The organism is Candidatus Omnitrophota bacterium, from assembly GCA_028716245.1.
In the GTDB taxonomy this organism is placed as follows: Bacteria; Omnitrophota; Gorgyraeia; order Gygaellales; family Profunditerraquicolaceae; genus UBA6249.
The window spans coordinates 404,980-421,157 of sequence record JAQUQW010000002.1 but is presented as its reverse complement, the minus strand read 5'-3'; the positions used below and the strand labels follow the sequence as shown (position 1 = coordinate 421,157).

General features: G+C 44.0%; 15 protein-coding genes. 2 read left to right on the top strand and 13 right to left on the bottom strand.

Annotation, left to right across the window (positions count from 1 at the left end; all coding sequences use genetic code 11):
- Nucleotides 1-7: 7 nt before the first annotated feature.
- Nucleotides 8-388, bottom strand: coding sequence for a response regulator (locus PHG87_05740; GenBank protein MDD5477676.1), 381 nt, complete (start codon nt 386-388; stop codon nt 8-10).
- A 20-nt stretch (nt 389-408) separates the two neighbouring features.
- Nucleotides 409-5,616 (bottom strand): AAA family ATPase, encoded by a 5,208-nt coding sequence (locus tag PHG87_05735; protein MDD5477675.1) that lies wholly within the window; start codon nt 5,614-5,616, stop codon nt 409-411.
- Between the two features lie 238 nt (nt 5,617-5,854).
- Between PHG87_05735 and radC the strand changes: the two genes are divergently transcribed.
- Nucleotides 5,855-6,553, top strand: coding sequence for a DNA repair protein RadC (gene radC / locus PHG87_05730; GenBank protein ID MDD5477674.1), 699 nt, complete (start codon nt 5,855-5,857; stop codon nt 6,551-6,553).
- A gap of 26 nt (nt 6,554-6,579) precedes the next feature.
- Here the strand turns inward: radC and PHG87_05725 are convergent, their stop codons facing one another.
- The gene (locus PHG87_05725; protein MDD5477673.1) at nt 6,580-6,801 is read right to left on the bottom strand and encodes a helix-turn-helix transcriptional regulator; all 222 of its coding nucleotides are present in this window, start codon (nt 6,799-6,801) and stop codon (nt 6,580-6,582) included.
- A gap of 81 nt (nt 6,802-6,882) precedes the next feature.
- Here PHG87_05725 and PHG87_05720 point away from each other — a divergent pair, with 81 nt between their 5' ends.
- The gene (locus tag PHG87_05720; GenBank protein MDD5477672.1) at nt 6,883-7,266 is read left to right on the top strand and encodes a response regulator; all 384 of its coding nucleotides are present in this window, start codon (nt 6,883-6,885) and stop codon (nt 7,264-7,266) included.
- Here PHG87_05720 and PHG87_05715 read toward each other — a convergent pair.
- The 10 genes from PHG87_05715 to PHG87_05670 all read right to left on the bottom strand — a co-directional run bounded on the left by PHG87_05715 (nt 7,250) and on the right by PHG87_05670 (nt 16,065).
- Nucleotides 7,250-7,915 (bottom strand): class I SAM-dependent methyltransferase, encoded by a 666-nt coding sequence (locus PHG87_05715; GenBank protein MDD5477671.1) that lies wholly within the window; start codon nt 7,913-7,915, stop codon nt 7,250-7,252. The two genes, PHG87_05720 and PHG87_05715, sit on opposite strands and share 17 nt — an antisense overlap.
- A 14-nt stretch (nt 7,916-7,929) precedes the next feature.
- A complete protein-coding gene (locus PHG87_05710) occupies nt 7,930-8,433 on the bottom strand; it encodes a putative zinc-binding protein (GenBank protein MDD5477670.1) in 504 nt (167 codons plus the stop codon).
- A gap of 88 nt (nt 8,434-8,521) precedes the next feature.
- Complete coding sequence (locus tag PHG87_05705; protein ID MDD5477669.1) at nt 8,522-8,692, bottom strand: hypothetical protein; 171 nt, start codon at nt 8,690-8,692, stop codon at nt 8,522-8,524.
- 101 nt (nt 8,693-8,793) lie between these two features.
- Nucleotides 8,794-9,129 (bottom strand): helix-turn-helix domain-containing protein, encoded by a 336-nt coding sequence (locus PHG87_05700; protein MDD5477668.1) that lies wholly within the window; start codon nt 9,127-9,129, stop codon nt 8,794-8,796.
- 45 nt (nt 9,130-9,174) lie between these two features.
- On the bottom strand, nt 9,175-9,687 hold the full coding sequence (locus PHG87_05695; GenBank protein ID MDD5477667.1) for an NADH-quinone oxidoreductase subunit B family protein: 513 nt from the start codon (nt 9,685-9,687) through the stop codon (nt 9,175-9,177).
- A 3-nt stretch (nt 9,688-9,690) separates the two neighbouring features.
- Nucleotides 9,691-11,268: an NADH-quinone oxidoreductase subunit C gene (locus PHG87_05690; protein MDD5477666.1), complete on the bottom strand. Its 1,578-nt coding sequence runs from the start codon at nt 11,266-11,268 to the stop codon at nt 9,691-9,693.
- Nucleotides 11,238-12,695, bottom strand: coding sequence for a hydrogenase 4 subunit F (locus PHG87_05685; protein ID MDD5477665.1), 1,458 nt, complete (start codon nt 12,693-12,695; stop codon nt 11,238-11,240). Before PHG87_05685 ends, PHG87_05690 begins: the two co-directional genes overlap by 31 nt.
- A gap of 3 nt (nt 12,696-12,698) precedes the next feature.
- Nucleotides 12,699-13,334: a hypothetical protein gene (locus PHG87_05680; GenBank protein ID MDD5477664.1), complete on the bottom strand. Its 636-nt coding sequence runs from the start codon at nt 13,332-13,334 to the stop codon at nt 12,699-12,701.
- 1 nt (nt 13,335) lies between these two features.
- Nucleotides 13,336-14,229 carry an NADH-quinone oxidoreductase subunit H gene (locus PHG87_05675; GenBank protein MDD5477663.1) on the bottom strand — a complete coding sequence of 298 codons (894 nt, stop codon included), beginning with the start codon at nt 14,227-14,229 and terminating at the stop codon, nt 13,336-13,338.
- 9 nt (nt 14,230-14,238) lie between these two features.
- Nucleotides 14,239-16,065: a proton-conducting transporter membrane subunit gene (locus tag PHG87_05670; protein ID MDD5477662.1), complete on the bottom strand. Its 1,827-nt coding sequence runs from the start codon at nt 16,063-16,065 to the stop codon at nt 14,239-14,241.
- Nucleotides 16,066-16,178 lie beyond the last annotated feature (113 nt).

Below are 16,178 nucleotides of genomic sequence, written 5' to 3'. Positions count from 1 at the left end.
TTATTGATCAACTTGCCGGACTTTTTTTAACAACCTCTTCCAGCCGCCCAAGGAATTTATCAATATCGATGGGTTTGGTGATGACCTCAAAATCCCCGCTCTTTAATCCTTCTTTATAAAAGATATCGTCGGTGAAAGCAGTTATAAAAATGACGGTTAGCCCGGGGGCAATCTGTCTTAGGCTCTTTAAGGCATCGATACCGCTCATTCCGGGCATCTTGACATCCATCAGAGCAATCTTAAAATTACCATCTTTAACAGCTTTGATCGCCTCCTGGCCGTCATAAGCACAAGCAATGTCGTAACCCTTCAGCTCCAGGATATCTTTCAAATTCTTGCATAGAAGCTTATTATCATCCACGATGAGTATTCTCGCCTTTGATTTCATAACATTATACTCCTTTAATCTTAACTTGTAGGAAGGGTCATAGTAACAGTTGTCCCTGCGCCTTCCTGGGACGTTATATCGATAACGCCTTTATGTTTATTTACGATCATCTTGCAAATAGCCAGGCCAAACCCGATGCCGCGCGCCTTGGTGGTAAACAGGGGTTTAAATAATTTACCCATATTCTCCGGCGCAATACCCGCGCCCGTATCCATAAACGATACCTTCACTTTCCCGTCGGCCTGCTTAGCTGCCTTTAAAGTCAATACGCCTTCATCGTTCATTGCTTCCACGGCATTTTTGATAACATTATGAAATACCATACTTAACTGCTCCTTGTCCGCTTCCGTAAAAATCTCATTATCGGGCATCTCTTTGACTATCTTTACCGTCTGGGGAATCCGCGAAGTACTCACGGCTTCATTAAAAACGGCAATAAGGTTAAGGCGTGTTTTATTCGGCTCCTTCATCCCGGAGAGGCTTAAGAGGCTATCGATGATCGCGGTTGAATTTTTGACTTCAGATTCAATCCGCTCGATATGCTCTTTGAGTTTCTTATCCATGCTTCCGAGTTTCATTTTAATATAATAAGCGGAGCTGCTGATAACATTTAACGGGTTGCGGATCTCATGCGAGACGCTCCCGGCCAACTGCCCCAATACCGCCAGCCGCTCGGCGATAAGCAGGTCCTCCTGCGTCTTGCGCAGCTGGCTTGTCCTCTCCTGGACCATCTCTTCCAGATGCTCCTGATGCTTGTGCAGGGCGGCTTCAGCTTGTTTCATCTTTTCCAGCAATTTAGCGTTCTCCAGGGAAACAGCCGCCTCGTAGGTAAACAAATTGGTTATATTGGCCCTATCCGCGGTAAAGACCGAATCGGAAAGACGGTTTTCCAAATAAAGGATGCCGACCAGTTTGTTCTGTTTGATTACCGGAAGGCAAAGCACGGATTTAAGCTTCATCTCCTGGACTTCGGGATTATCCTTGAATTCCCCTTTTTCCGAGGCGTTTTCAAGAAGGACCATCTCCTTGGTGCGATGGACGTAGCGGATAATCGCATGGCAGATATCTTTACAATCCTCAAATTTCTGGTTGGTAGCCCGGACAATATTTTTCTCGGTAATGTGGCTTTCGGCGCGGATTATCAGTTCGCCGCCTTCTTCCATGATCAAATAGCCGTGCTGGGCGCCGGAGCTCTCCAGAACCACGTTCATGATCTTATCCAACAAAATTTTTTCTTCCGTCTCCGCCGGAATAATCAGGCAGGATTTGATAAGATAATTTATATCGATATTCGGCAGCGTCAAGGCCGGAGCGGAAAAACCAACCCCGTAAACAGGCGCTTCTTCCTCGAAATATTCCGGGCGGTTCTCAATCAAAAATGATTCCTTCCGCTGGGCACTGCATTTTTTATACAACCGCGCCGCTTCCTTAAAAAATGTCACCGCAGCCGCGCTCCCCGGGCTGCCCTTATTTCGATTATTTTTAACGGCCAGGGGCACTTTTTCAATCAGTTCCCCCAGACATTCATTTATGTGAGCTTGTAAAAAAGTATACCGGGATTGATACGCAAGGTCGATGGCCTTGATATACAAAACATGGGCCTGTTTTAAATCCCCGGTAACCCTTTCAAGCTCGGCATATAAAAACGCCAGATACGGTTTCAATAACGGCCCCAGGCCGGCCCAGGACTGGATCTCTTTTATTAACGGCTCAATATACAAACGCAGCTCTTCTCTATTCTTATATCCAATCCCTTTTTCGTAAAGACTAAGGGCGTTCAAAACTAAAAAGATATGCCACTGCCGCTTTAGAACATTATCGGTCAAGCCGGTAAGGTATTTTTTTACTCCCTGCAAATACTCTTCGGCTTTTTCATATTCCCCGAAATAATAATGCATCAGGCCCATATGCACATAATAACTGCCGGAAGCGGCAACGTGATTATCCTTCTCCCAAAGCTTGAGCTTCTCCTCCATCTCAATGGGCGTATAACCCTTCTTCATCGGCTCTATCCATCCGGCCTGCATCGCTTCAGCCAGGCGGACAGAAAAATAAAGGTGGTATTTCTTGGAGAACTCCAGGCACTCGCGGGCGTATTCCTCTGTCCTTCTGAAATCATTTCCTTGCACCTGGAGGTTCCACATCAGCGGCCCGTAAGAGAGCCCCGCGTTGTAAAGATCCCCGGAATTTTTACCGCACTGTATGGACTTCAGGCAATAATCAACTATCTCTTCGGGATAACTTCGCGAATGCGCGTTACACCAGACGATCCCGTTCATACCCCGCGTAGCGCCGAAGGTATTCGGGTATTTTTCGCTTAGATCGCGCGCCAGGTCCTCATATTTAAACGCTTTTTCAAATTCACCCTTCTCTCCCAGGCAAAGGCCCATTATGGAAAAAGAGTAGATAACCGATTCATCCATGCCGCCTTCCAGGCAATGCTGGGTCGACTGGGCTGCCGAAAGATAAAGCTGCGGCACAAGCCCCGACATATAAAGATCGGGAATAAGTTCGCTGTAAAAAGCTAATTCTATCTTGCTCTTCCTGTCATTGGTAAACGGCATATTCAAGATGATGTTCCAGACATCGATGTTCTTGGATTCTATATCCCGCATCAACTCTTCTCTTTTTCTCTCTGCTTCCGCGGGATCATCAGGAATGGATTTGTTGAAATAAGCAAGCCCGCGGTTGGCGGTCTCGATGGCTTTAATAAAATTTCCGATCGAGGAAAGCGAGGTAGTCTGTTCGGCAAGACACTCCGCTTTATCCAAATCCGTCTTGGCGTTTTCAAGCAGTTTATTAAGCAGCTTTTCCGAGTCATCGTATTTGCCGCACATCAGCTCTGTCTTTGCCGATTTCTGATATATCTTAAAGGTCTTCTCGTATTGCGCTTCCCAGCAGTCCGAGGGCAGAAGTTCTCTGGCCAGCCGGAAATATTCATTCGCCGCTTCCGTAGCCAAGGCGTCCAAAGCCTTGTTGCCGGAATGATAGTTTATATCCGATAGCCGGTAGGCCATCTTAGCTTCCAAGCTATCCGGCTTGCCGAGGTTTAAATGGGCGGTCATCGAGAAGATGTTGAACATGCTGTCAACCCTCTCCGGATCCGCGCCTTCAGGCATACCGCTTAACAAATGCGTCCCGATGGCCCAATGGATCTGGCGCCGGCTCTGGGTGTCTATGGCGCTTAAGACCGCTTCCTGCACGCGGTCATGAACAAATTGCAGGTCGTCCTTGCTCTCCATCAAAAGCCCCTGAGCCAAAGCAGGCTTTAAGATCTCAAACACATCCGGTAAAGATATTTCCTTAACCATTGAGATTTCGGTAGGAGAAAAACGGTTGCCCATGCAGGCGCAGTATTCAAGCAATCCTATCGCCGTAATGGGAAGTTTCTTAACTTTGGAGCTAAAGAGCGCGACCACTGTCGGCGGCATGTTTGATTGCCTGATCTTATTGATATCCCACTGCCAATGCCGGTGCTCATCCGAATACATAAGGTTTTCGTTATTAAGGTAAGAAAGTATTTCGCTCACAAACAAGGGATTACCTTCCGAAAGGTCGGCGATAAAAACGGACAGCTCCCCGGTTTGAGAAAGAGGCGAATCAAGTATATAAGCCACCATCTCATGGCAATGCTCAGGCTGCAGGGGCCCTAATCTTGTCTCTTTGAGCGGGCTTTTTTGTTCTTTGATGTCGCGGATCAGGCGGGTTAAAGGATGTTCGGGACTTACTTCATTATGCCGGTAAGCCCCGATGAAAAAGATACATTTGTAGTCGCGATAATTAGTAAAAAGAGTGTCTAAAAAATCGAAGGTGGCGATATCGCACCACTGCAGATCGTCGATAAATATCGTAAGCGGGTTCTCTTCATTGGCCAGGCAAGCCAAGAACTTCCCGAAGAGGTCGTTAAAACGATTTCTGGCCTCAACCGGCGGAAGAGGCTTGATCTCCGGCTGGGGGCCGATTAATACTTCAAGTTCAGGGATGACGTCGGTGATGATCCTGCCGTTATTTACCAGCGTCTTGAGGATTTTATCTTTCCAAAGCTCAACCCTTTCGTCGCTTTCCGTTAAAAAAGTCCTGATAAGATTACGCAGGCTCTGGATAAGGGCGCTATACGGGATGTTTTTTTGATAGAGGTCGAATTTACCGGAGGTAAAATAACCGCGGCCTTTAACTATCGGCTTTTGCAGCTCCTGGATAAGGCGGGTCTTGCCGATACCCGGCAGTCCCGATATAAACATCGAGCGGAAGAAACCTTTCGTGGACCGCTCGTACTCATCCAGGATCGTTTTGGCCTCATCGTCCCGGCCGACCATCTTAGAAACAAACGTGACCCTGCGCGTGTAATCGTAAACGCCCAGAGGGAACTCGTCGATAATTCCTTTTGCCGCGTATTCATTATGGCATTGGACCAGGTCCGCCAGCAATCCTGAAGCGCTCAAATAGCGTTTCTCCGGCTGTTTTAAGATGAGCTTGGCAACTATCCTGCTGAGCATTTGGGGGATCTCAGGGTTTAACTCGCTGACATACGGAGCCTCTTCCGCCAGGTGTGAATGGATAAGTTCCAGCGGATCCAGCGAGAAAAAAGGAAGCTTGCGCGTCAATAATTCATAAAAGATAATGCCCATCGCGTAAAAATCCGAAGAAAAATCCACCCTGTGGTTTATCCGCCCGGTCTGTTCCGGCGAGGTATAAGCAAGGGTACCCTCGACAAAACCCCGGTCGTAAATAAAATGGCTTACTTCCCGGACGTCTATTGAAGAGATGAAATCGACCAGCCGGATATCCAGGCTTTTGGGATGGATCAGTATATTATGCGGTTTAAGCCCCCCGTAAATAATGCCGCCCTCGTAGATTTTATTGACCGCCTGCGCCAAAAGGCAGCTTATAGTAAAAAAATCCTTTAGGGAAATCTTCGTCTGGAGAGCCGCCCATTCGTTAAGCGGGATACCGTCAAAATATTCCCGCGTGATAAACTGGGTATCTTCAATTACCTCGAAAGAAAGCGGCCGGATAAGCATCGGGTCGTTTAAAACCTTAAGCCGCTCGATTTTTTGCCGGAAATGCAGTTTCTGATGCTCGGGAAGGAATCCTACTTTTAGGACTTTCAGGACAAGCGGACGTTCGGGGAATTTCTTATGGAAGGCCTTGTAAACAACCGATTGCGGACCCTCTCCTAGCTTTTGAACGATTTCATAATTAGGGATCGAGACCTTTTCAGCGCTCATTTTCTCCTAACTTGTTCATACTTATATTGATAAAGCTGATAAATATAAGTTTAACACAAAATTAGAAAAAAACAAGCTGAAGCTGGATGCGCTTTTTGGTGTCTTAAGATATTGCAGGTTTTAACTGTTAGAAAATCGGGTTTTCTACGTCTGTTATATATAGAAAGCTATATTGAAATGGGACACTTCACGGCCATAACCGTGGTTTTCTGCGAAGGCGGATAAAAAAGGCTAGGATATGGGACGAGTTAGGAAATTCATACCTATAAACAATTGGCCGCAGGAGGATAGGCCTAGAGAAAAATTGCTAAAAAATGGAGAACACACCCTAAGCAATTCCGAATTACTGGCAATCATTTTAGGAACAGGGGCAAAAGGAGAAAGCGCCATGGATCTAGCGAGGATGATTTTGCAGAAATTTAAGGCCTTTCGCAATATAGACCGGGTGGATTTAGATTGCTGGAGAGGATTGCGGGGGTTAGGAAATGCGAAAGTTGCCCGGATAAAAGCAGCTATTGAGATAGGAAAAAGATCCAAAGAAGAAGAGATCAAGGAAGACCGGCCAAAAATAGAATCTTCGGAAGATATAACTGAAATCCTAATGCCGCGAATGCAGGACTTAAAAAAAGAGGTGTTCAAAGTTGTGCTTTTAAATTCAGAAAACAGGATTATGGATATATTGGAGGTCGAGGAAGGAACCGTAAACCAGGCAAAACCTATAATAAGAGAGATCTTCCAAAAGGCGATGCAACATTTCGCATCCTTTATAATCTGCGTTCACAATCACCCGTCGGGCAACCCCAGCCCCAGCCAGGAAGACAGGGAATTCACGCAAGCATTAGTCCAGGCGGGAAACATTCTTCTTCTAAAATGCCTTGACCATATAATTATCGGAAACCAAGATTACTTTAGTTTTTGCGATGAGGGGTTAATTTAAACCCCCGGAGGAAATACCGGCGATTCTTACTGAATGAAGTGGCTGACTTTCTTTTTATAGACCGCAGCAAGTTCTTTCAGCTGCACAATATCAATACGGCGCTGCCCTGCCTCTATCTTGGAAATATAGGATTGTGTTTTGCCTAATTTACCGGCTGCATCGGCCTGCCTGAGCTTTGCTTCTCTGCGGGCCTTGATCAACCTGGCAACCAGGTCCTTGTGGCTTTTTGTAAAAATAGTTTTATCCATTCAGTTGACACCTTTGATTTTTAATGATACACTTATTTTAATGATATTCCAAAATGGAATATCATACTACGAAGGATAAATATGAGCACAGAAAAGAAAAAAATAAAGATTTTGGTTGTGGATGACGAAGATTGTATCAAAAACTGTATCGTTGGTTTACTCCAAAGAAGGGGGTTTATTTCTGAAGGCGCAAGCAATGGGAAAGAAGCGCTGGAGAAAATAGGGCAGGACAAACCCAACATCATAATTCTGGATATTGTAATGCCGGTGCTGGACGGCTTAGAGGTATGCAAACAATTAAAGGAAAACCCCGATACTCAGGATATCCCGATTATTATTTTGTCATCGCATGAACCCGGAGAAATAATCCGGACAATGCCGGGGGCGGCAATAAAATATATTGAAAAACCCTGCGACCTGGAATATTTACTTAGAGAGATTAACAACCTCACTTTAATCCACTAACAATCTCTGATGGCAAAAGATTCCTTGGGATCTCTCTTATAACATTTCTGAACCCCGCCTCCTTTACGAAAGACTCCATTAAAACAGGACGGCAACCTCCCCAAAAATATGGACTTAATTTATATGGCCTTTCGTAAAAAACCAGGGAGCTATCTCTTTTGCTAAGGTTAACCAATACCAAGCGTCCCTCTTTCTTAAGAACCCGGTAGAACTCTCTCAGCACGACAGAAAAATCTGCAAGCGGAATAAAATCCAACATATAGCTATTATAAAGAACATCAAAACTTTCACCTGGAAATGGCAAATGCCTGGCGTCGCCCTCTTTCAATTCAAAATTAGAAAAACCGTTTCGCATTACCCGTTTTCTTGTTTTCTCAATCATAGCCGGGGTCAAATCAATCCCATAGACGATATTCTTTGTGTCAACTTTTTTTAGAAATTCCAAGAATGATTGTCCGAGACCCACGGCGATTTTCAAAACTTTATCATTGGATTTGATTTGCGCCAATTCAATTTCTCTCATCCGGGCTTTCTTTTCCAGCGGGGTTGCCAGAAAATAAATTTTGCTCATCCAATTATATTTTTCTCTTATTCTATCCACTTCTACAGGCGCCTCAATTATTCCATCTTTACTTTTTAGATTTTCCATATTTCTCTCCGCAGTTATTTATATAATTTTTCAGCAACTTTTTTTGCCACTTCTTTTGCCTGAATTTTTATTTGATCTTCAGGCATTTCATCGATGCTGAAGAGATTCCGGTTAAAATCATAAAGCTCATCGGCTATAATGACCTCTGGATTAAACTTCTTAACTACTCCCGCCATCATCCGTGAAGCGCACTTGATAAAACAACCTTCCAGTACAATGACCCTTTTAGCGTTTTTCACTAAATTTCTTTGTCCTGTATCTTTAGTAAAAGCGCCCCCTAAACAAATCCGGGCGGTTTTCTCAGAGGCAAGAGAATGGCATAAAATATTGGCCGCCTGCCTGGCCATTTCACCGCGTAAACAAGCGCCCTCGCAACATATTACCGCAATTGGTTTAGCCGCATGTTTCTTGGCGTAATCTTCGCACATCGGACAGACATTATCGGTTTTTGCTATTCTGACAGTTTTATATTTGCTAACTCCCCGCCGATTAATTCCAGAGCGTTTTTTCTCAGTCATTTTTTACTCCCGGTTCTAAATATTTTTTAATAGCATCTTAGATTCGAGAAATGCCGGGAAGCGGGCCCACCTCCCGACATTATCTACCTTAAGAACATCCGCAGAAATCATGAAGAGCTTTTATCAAGGCCTTCAACGATTCCGTCTTAGCAGGGTCTTTTGCGCTTATTTCAACTTGAATGCCTTTTGGCGTTTCTTTTGCATTACAATCAAGCTGTTCGCAAATAGACTTTCCATCTTTGCCGCAACAGTTAAACATTCCAATCACCTCCTTTTTGCCCACAAGGGCATGCCTGCGCTTCCGATAGCGCAGGGCGCATTCTATTGTTCCAGTACTGTCGAACTATAAAGACAAAAAAATTATTTCAGGAAATCTTTGATCAAATTAATTGTTTCATCATTAACCTTGCAACGATACATTTGCCCATCCCGTTCACAGGTAATCAGCCCGGCGTTTTGCAGTTCTTTAAAATGATGTGAGACTGTCGACTTTGAAAGATGCATACACGCGCATACCTTGGTAAAAGCTTTTTCAATAACCCCGGCTACCGGGCAACAGGCTTTATTTTCTATCCGGAATTCCGAACCTTTCTTGCCCTGCGTCGAACAACAGCCTTTGTAAATCATAATAAAAATCTTAAGCCGCTGTTCGTTGGATAAAGCTTTAAATATCTTTAGGTAGTTTGATAGTTCCATAACAATAGAAGTATAACCTATCCTCAAATAAATGTCAAGTATTTTTTAGGCTTTCTGCAATAGAATATTCAGGGATAATATAATTTGCAGCGGACTTGGGGGACAGCCTGAAATATGCAAGACCACCGGCAGTATATCCTTTACAGCGCCTTCCACGTAATAAGAACCTTTAAACGACCCTCCGTCTAAAGCGCAATCTCCACAGGTGATGACAAATTTAGGCTCAGGCATGGCTGCATAGGTTTTTTTGAGGGCAATCAACATATTTTTAGATACGGGGCCGGTAACTAAAAGACAGTCGGCATGACGGGGCGAGGCGACGAAATTAATCCCGAATCGCTGTAAGTCATAAATCGGGTTATTTGCCGCAATGATCTCGGATTCACAGGCTCCGCAAGAACCCGTGTCGATTTCGCGTATATGTAAAGATCTGCCGAATTTTTTCCGGATCAAAGACCGTAATTCAGAACCAGCCGCCTCTATCTCTTTAGATAATTCCGGCCTAATATGCCTGGTGACGATACCTTTTAAGATCCTGTTTTTTAGTATATTTAGCATAATTTAGAGATCGTTTCCTGCGTAGGACAAATCAAAGCTTTTGTTACACAACGGAAAATCCGGGATAATATTGCCTAATACGGCATAGGCCAGCCCCTGCCAGTTAAGAAAAGACGGGTCAACTATTTTGCACCTCTGGATCAAGCCCGCGGGGTCTATTTTAAACCAGTATAAAACCGGCCCCCTCCAACCTTCGGCATAACCCAAAGCGCTGCCTGCCTTTAATTCCGGCTCAGTTTTTAATTTTCCGCCTTTATTAAGCCTTGCCGCAAATTCTTCGATCAAACGGCAGGATTCTTGAAATTCAGAGATCCTGACGCGCAGTCTGGCCAAAACATCTCCGGATTCCTGCGTCGCCATTTTAAATTTAGCTTCCTTGTATAACCCGGAAAAATATTTTCTCAAATCCGCAGGAATACCTGATGCCCGCGCGGTGAGCCCGACAACACCCAAGTCCTCAGCGGTTTTCCGGCGCAAAACCCCGGTGGTATCCACTCTATCCATGAAAGAAACGCTGGAATATAACATTTTAACCAATTCATTAAAATCCCGCTTTAAATGCTTAATCGAATCGAGGAGCACCTGTTTCTTGGTTTCATCAATATTTGCTAAAACTCCTCCGATGGTATTAACCTTTCTCAGATACCTATTTCCGGTAAGCCGGGCGTTTAATTGCAAGATCGCCTCTTTAATGATCGAAGCAAAAACCGAGGGAAAACTAAAACCCACATCAGTGGCGATTCCTCCCATATCATTTATATGATTATACATACGCTCCAACTCTAAAAAAATCCCTCTTAAATAAGCCGCTCGCTCCGGAATCACTACACCCGAGATCTTCTCGATGGCCTGAGTGAATGCCAGGCTGTGCGCAAAGCTTGAATCCCCGCAAACACATTCTGACAGCCCAAGCGCGTCATCGCAAAGCTTACCCTCAAAAAGCTTCTCTACTCCCCGATGCGCAAACCCCATACGAAGCTCCAAGTTTATAATCGGCTCTCCGGCAACGCTGAACCTGAAATGCCCCGGCCCGATAATCCCGGCATGCACCGGCCCAACCGGAACTTCAAATATACCATCCCCTTCTACCCGGCCAAACTTATAATCACTTAAATTACCGGATTGCATTTTCCGGAAATCTTTACGTAAGGGATAATTCTCGTTGGCCCAAACTTCATTATGCAGCCTTAGCCTCCTTAGGTCAGGATGGCCTTTTGGCTGGATCCCAAACATCTCCCAAATCTCTCTTTCAAAGAGGCTGGCTGAATACATACTTTTTGCCAGTGAATCAAAACCGGGGTTTTCCTGCGGGATATCCATATTGACCGTGATCCAACGGCTATTTTTAAAATCCACAAATATGGAATTAATTTCAAAACACCCGCTTTCCTTGCGCTCATCCAAAGCGAAAAGCGCCGCAACCGGAGAAGAAAGGATTTTATGCAGGGCCAGGCAAGTATCCTTAAAAACCTGCGCTCTGACCTTAATATTAATTTCATCCGGGTAATTTTGTAATACCGCAAGAGGAGCAAAATCCGGAATTTTATTTTTTATCTCTGTAATAATCTCTGGGCCAGCCATAACCAATCCTTATTTATAAATAACAACGTAATCCCTAAAGCGCAAACGGGAAAAAACAAAAAGATGAACGCAATTTTTGTACTTAACGGCTCCTGGGCCCTAGTCATACCTTTAGGAAGATTGCCAAAAAGCATTTTTCCAAAATGATAAATGAACCCTCCAAAAATAACCGCAAGAAATAATAACAACAAAGCCCCGACCAAATATGAACCATTGGTAAAAGCGGAAATTATAATCATCATCTCGCTTACAAATAACGAAAACGGGGGAAATCCCGTAAGCACAAAAACGCCGATCAATACCGCAATGCCCGTAAACGGCAAGACCTTGATCACTCCCCGGATAGCATTCAGATTATGCTTTTTGTAAACACCGACAATATTGCCGGCGCCAAAAAACATCAGCGACTTAGCTACCGCGTGATTAAATACATGCAAAGCTGCTCCGGCAACCGCCAAAGGAGTGCCTAAACCAAAACCAATGGCAATTATCCCGATATGCTCGATACTGCTATAAGCAAGCAGCCTTTTAAAGTCCTTTTGCACCAGAATAAATCCGCTGGATATCACCAAAGAAACTACGCCCAGTAAAATCATTAAATTGGAAAAATAAGCAAAACCCACGCCCTTGATCGTGATAATACCGAACCTTAAGATAGCGTAAATGGCCATCTTTAATAATACCCCGGAAAGTAACGCGCTGATCGGAGCAGGCGCCTGGCTGTGGGCGTCGGGCAGCCAGGTATGCATCGGCGCCAAACCGGCCTTTGTCCCATAGCCGACTAAAATAAAAATAAAAGCGATTTTTAAGATATCTTTATCCAAAATGTGGGCAACCGGGACAATATCCGACCAATTCAGGCTTTTGGAAAGACCGGAGATGGAGAATGCGTAAGAAAAAAGAATTGTGCCCAGGAGCGCAAAAATTATCCCCACCGAACAAATAATAATATACTTCCAGGCTGCTTCAATCGACTTCTTGGTATTATAAAATCCTACCAAAAAAGCCGAAAGTAAAGTCGTCATCTCAATTGCTACCCAAAGTATCCCCAGATTATTAACTGCCGGGACAACAAACATCGAACAGCAAAATAAATTAAAAAGAAGGTAATAGATCCTGGATTTTCTTTCCGATATCCGGCCCTCTTCTATATCTTTTTTTAGATAGCCGATAGAATATAACGCCACAGCCAAAGCAACGACGGAGGTAACCAGGATAAAAAATACGCTTAAAGTATCCAGGTAGATAAAACCCAAATATGCCCTGGTGCCTTCCGATAAAGCTATTTGTTTTAGCAGGACAGTACTAAAAAATAAAACCGCCAGATACCCCAGGCAATTCAGCAACCCCAGGATCTTCCTGTTTTTAATCAACAGGGCGCTTATGGCAAGTACAAACGGAATTCCTAAAATGAAAAATACCTGCATAACTTATCCTCTTAAATGCGAAAGCTTATCTACGTCAATGTGCGTAAAGAGCTTATTGATCCGATAAACAAAAAAACCCATGATCACTACGCTGATAAACACATCAAAAAATATGGCAATTTCGACAAAAAATGGCATACCTCCCGAAACAGTGGAAGCAAGCAGAAATAAACCATTTTCCATAACCAGAAGGCCGACCACCTGGGCAAGCGCGGTCATCCTGGAAATCATTAAAAATAACCCCGTTAAAACCATAAAAAAAGCTACCGCCAGAATACTCACCATCGCCTGGTTTAGGTCAGAAAACAGGTGCGCGGAAAAAATCCAGGCCAAATACGTAAAACCTAAAGCGCACAATAAAGATAATTGGGAATTTACAATCAATCCCAAATCCTGGCCTGCCTTTATCTTATTGGTAATCCTATACAATAAATAAGGAATCAGCGATACTTTTATAATAAACAGGAGTCCGCAGATAATATACAGATCCGGCTGATCTTCCCCCCAGGCGATGACAAAAGTTGCCAGGAATAAAAAAAATGACTGATATCGGAAAGAACGGATCAAAGCCGGCATCCTTTTGGCAATAATCATAAAATATGTTGAGATCAAAATACCCAGCAGGATAATTTCCTTCATCTTAAACTCCTAACACCGCGCAGACTACGGCGATCATCCCTAGAACAAAAGCAATTCCCAAAAAATCCGTTACTCTGAATAAGCGCATCTTGGCAACCGCAACCTCAACCAGCGCCACAGCAATCACGATGATCATTATCCGCGCCAAATACCACCCGATCCAAAAACCGGAAAAATTAACCGGAAAAATTAACTGCGCAATCAGAAAAAATAAAATCATCTGTTTTATATGTGAAGACAGCTCTATGAAAGCCAGGAATCTTCCCGAATATTCCAAAGCCATCGCCTCATGCACCATGGTCAATTCCAGGTGCGTCTCCTGATTATCCACGGGGATCCGGGAAGTTTCGGCAAGCGTAACCATAAATAAAGCAAAAGCAGCGACAATCGAACAAACCGATACCGGATGAGCCGCGCCAAACACCGAGATATCCGTGGAACCAAATTGTAAAAATATGGAAAACACGACTAAACAAAGCGCCGGTTCAACCAAGCTTGAAATAAACATTTCTCTTGACGCGCCCAGGCCGCCGAAAGAACTGCCGGTGTCTAATGCCGCCAAGGCCATAAAAAACCGGCCTAAAGCAAAAATAAATATCAGGGCTAAAAAATCTCCCATGCGATGCAGGGGGCTGGCGATAAACACCGGAATGAGTATTGCCGCGGTAAGCATCGCAGAAAACACGATAAACGGGGTAACCTTAAATATCCAGGAGGCGGTTTCCGAAACTACCTCTTCTTTAGAAAAAAGCTTTGCTAAATTATAATACGGCTGAAAAATACTCTGGCCTTTGCGCATGCGGATATTATTCTTAAGCTTAGAGATCAAGCCGCTTAAAAGCGGGGCGATTACGATAAATAAAATTAATTGGGCGATGATTATGATTATTTCCATTTTTTAGAATTAACGCATAAATATAATTAACAATAATAAAGTAACAAAAATATAACCCAGATACAGATGGATGCTGCCCGGCTGAAGGCGCCGCATTGACTTGGCGGATTTAAAAATTAAAGCCAGCAAAGGGTCATAAATGTACTTTTTAAAAACCTTAGTTGTGTAGGTTTCATAGGTGATCGATTTAACGTGATAAAATGACTCCCGGATCTTTTGCGTTTTGCGGTAAGGCAGCAAAAAGAAACTAAAAGCAATCCTGAACGGCTTAGAAAAAGCGGTCGCGGTGTATTCATTACGCGCGTCCAATTTGTAGTAGCCGCAATCCCAGGTTTTATAAACCCGCCTGCCCCGGGCAAATATTTTATAGATGGCAAAACCGGCAACCCCAAAAACAATCAGCCATAACCCAAGTAAAGGCGCAGAAAGATAGGTATTTTTACCGATCTGCGGGCTTAGGGTGAAATTATTTAAAGAAAAATTCATGCTGCTAATATCAATATTTATTGCCGTACCGGCAACCCTGGCCAATAATTTAATGATTAAACTTGCGGCTAAACCAAAAATAACCGCAAGCAGCGATAAGAAAAACATGCCCAGCCTCATCGATAAAGATACTTCTCTTGCGCTTTCAGCATAATGGCTCCTTGGCAGGCCAAGAAACGCCACTCCAAAGGCCTTGACAAAACAGGCAGCGGCCAAGCCGCCGGTTAAAGCCAATAGCGCCGCGCAAATCCCCAAGAAAAGCTTCATCCCTCCTGCTGAATTAAACGCGCCTAAAAAGAATGCCTGCAAGGTAAGCCATTCGCTCACAAAACCATTCAAAGGAGGCAGGGCGGAAATCGCCATTGCCCCGAGCAAAAAATAAGCGGCGGTCTGCGGCATTTTCTTAATCAGGCCCCCTAACTTTTCAATATTGCGGGTTCCGGTAGCTTTATATACGCTGCCGACGCATAAAAATAAAAGCCCTTTAAAAATCGCGTGATTTACCAAATGATACAATCCGGCAATTAGCGAAAATACGGCTAAATACGGCATGTTCTTAGATATAAATAGCATTGCCAGGCCCACCCCCAACAGGATTATTCCGATATTTTCCACGCTGGAATAAGCCAGAAGCCTCTTGATGTCGCGATCCATGAGCGCGTAAATTATTCCCACCAGACAAGAAATTACCGCTAAGGTTAAAATCAGGATTCCCCACCAGGAAGAATTCACGCCCAGCAAGAAAATGACAAACCGGATTATCCCGTAGATTGCGGTCTTAATCATTACCCCGGACATAATACTTGAAATATGGCTGGGGGCCTGCGGGTGAGCGTAAGGCAGCCAAACATGTAAAGGCACGATACCGGCTTTTGTCCCAAAGCCCGCTAAGAGTAACAAAAAAACAATATCTTTTGTCCGGGCCGGCATAGAAAGGCTGGCATTTTTTATCGCCATAAAATCAAATGAATGCGCCTGTTTATACAGGATCAAAAACGCCGCTACCAAAAACGCCGTTCCGATATGGGTCATGATTATATAAACCATGCCGGCCTGGATTGATTTTTCATGGGTAGTATCAAAAACCACCAGAAAGTAAGAAACCAGAGACATGATTTCCCAGGCAACAAGAAAGATTAAGGCGTTGCCTACGCTGACCACAGCGGCCATGGACAATACAAAAATAACCAGAAGAAACCAGGAAAGGGTTATTTTAAAAGATGAGTATTTCCCTTTTAAGTAGCCAAAGGAATAAATAGCTGACGGCAGGCAAACAATAAAGATGACGCAAAGGAAGAATAGTGAAAGCGGATCAAATTGAAAAAGTTGTTGCGGTAAAAGATTCGACATTTTAACCCAATAACCTCTATAAAAAGAGAAACCTTTGTCAGTGGATATAACCCACCGGCAAAGGTTTCTCGTTATTTTCTTAGCCCAGACCCACCTTAAAACTCGGAGCTGCT

Bases quoted from the DNA above. Each gene is read 5' to 3' on its own strand.
- PHG87_05725 (MDD5477673.1), bottom strand. From the start codon at position 6,801: ATGGATAAAACTATTTTTACAAAAAGCCACAAGGACCTGGTTGCCAGG.
- PHG87_05675 (MDD5477663.1), bottom strand. From the start codon at position 14,229: ATGGAAATAATCATAATCATCGCCCAATTAATTTTATTTATCGTAATC.
- PHG87_05735 (MDD5477675.1), bottom strand. From the start codon at position 5,616: ATGAGCGCTGAAAAGGTCTCGATCCCTAATTATGAAATCGTTCAAAAG.
- PHG87_05685 (MDD5477665.1), bottom strand. From the start codon at position 12,695: ATGCAGGTATTTTTCATTTTAGGAATTCCGTTTGTACTTGCCATAAGC.
- PHG87_05715 (MDD5477671.1), bottom strand. From the start codon at position 7,915: ATGGAAAATCTAAAAAGTAAAGATGGAATAATTGAGGCGCCTGTAGAA.
- PHG87_05680 (MDD5477664.1), bottom strand. From the start codon at position 13,334: ATGAAGGAAATTATCCTGCTGGGTATTTTGATCTCAACATATTTTATG.
- PHG87_05695 (MDD5477667.1), bottom strand. From the start codon at position 9,687: ATGCTAAATATACTAAAAAACAGGATCTTAAAAGGTATCGTCACCAGG.
- PHG87_05720 (MDD5477672.1), top strand. From the start codon at position 6,883: ATGAGCACAGAAAAGAAAAAAATAAAGATTTTGGTTGTGGATGACGAA.
- radC (MDD5477674.1), top strand. From the start codon at position 5,855: ATGGGACGAGTTAGGAAATTCATACCTATAAACAATTGGCCGCAGGAG.
- PHG87_05670 (MDD5477662.1), bottom strand. From the start codon at position 16,065: ATGTCGAATCTTTTACCGCAACAACTTTTTCAATTTGATCCGCTTTCA.
- PHG87_05740 (MDD5477676.1), bottom strand. From the start codon at position 388: ATGAAATCAAAGGCGAGAATACTCATCGTGGATGATAATAAGCTTCTA.
- PHG87_05710 (MDD5477670.1), bottom strand. From the start codon at position 8,433: ATGACTGAGAAAAAACGCTCTGGAATTAATCGGCGGGGAGTTAGCAAA.
- PHG87_05705 (MDD5477669.1), bottom strand. From the start codon at position 8,692: ATGTTTAACTGTTGCGGCAAAGATGGAAAGTCTATTTGCGAACAGCTT.
- PHG87_05690 (MDD5477666.1), bottom strand. From the start codon at position 11,268: ATGGCTGGCCCAGAGATTATTACAGAGATAAAAAATAAAATTCCGGAT.
- PHG87_05700 (MDD5477668.1), bottom strand. From the start codon at position 9,129: ATGGAACTATCAAACTACCTAAAGATATTTAAAGCTTTATCCAACGAA.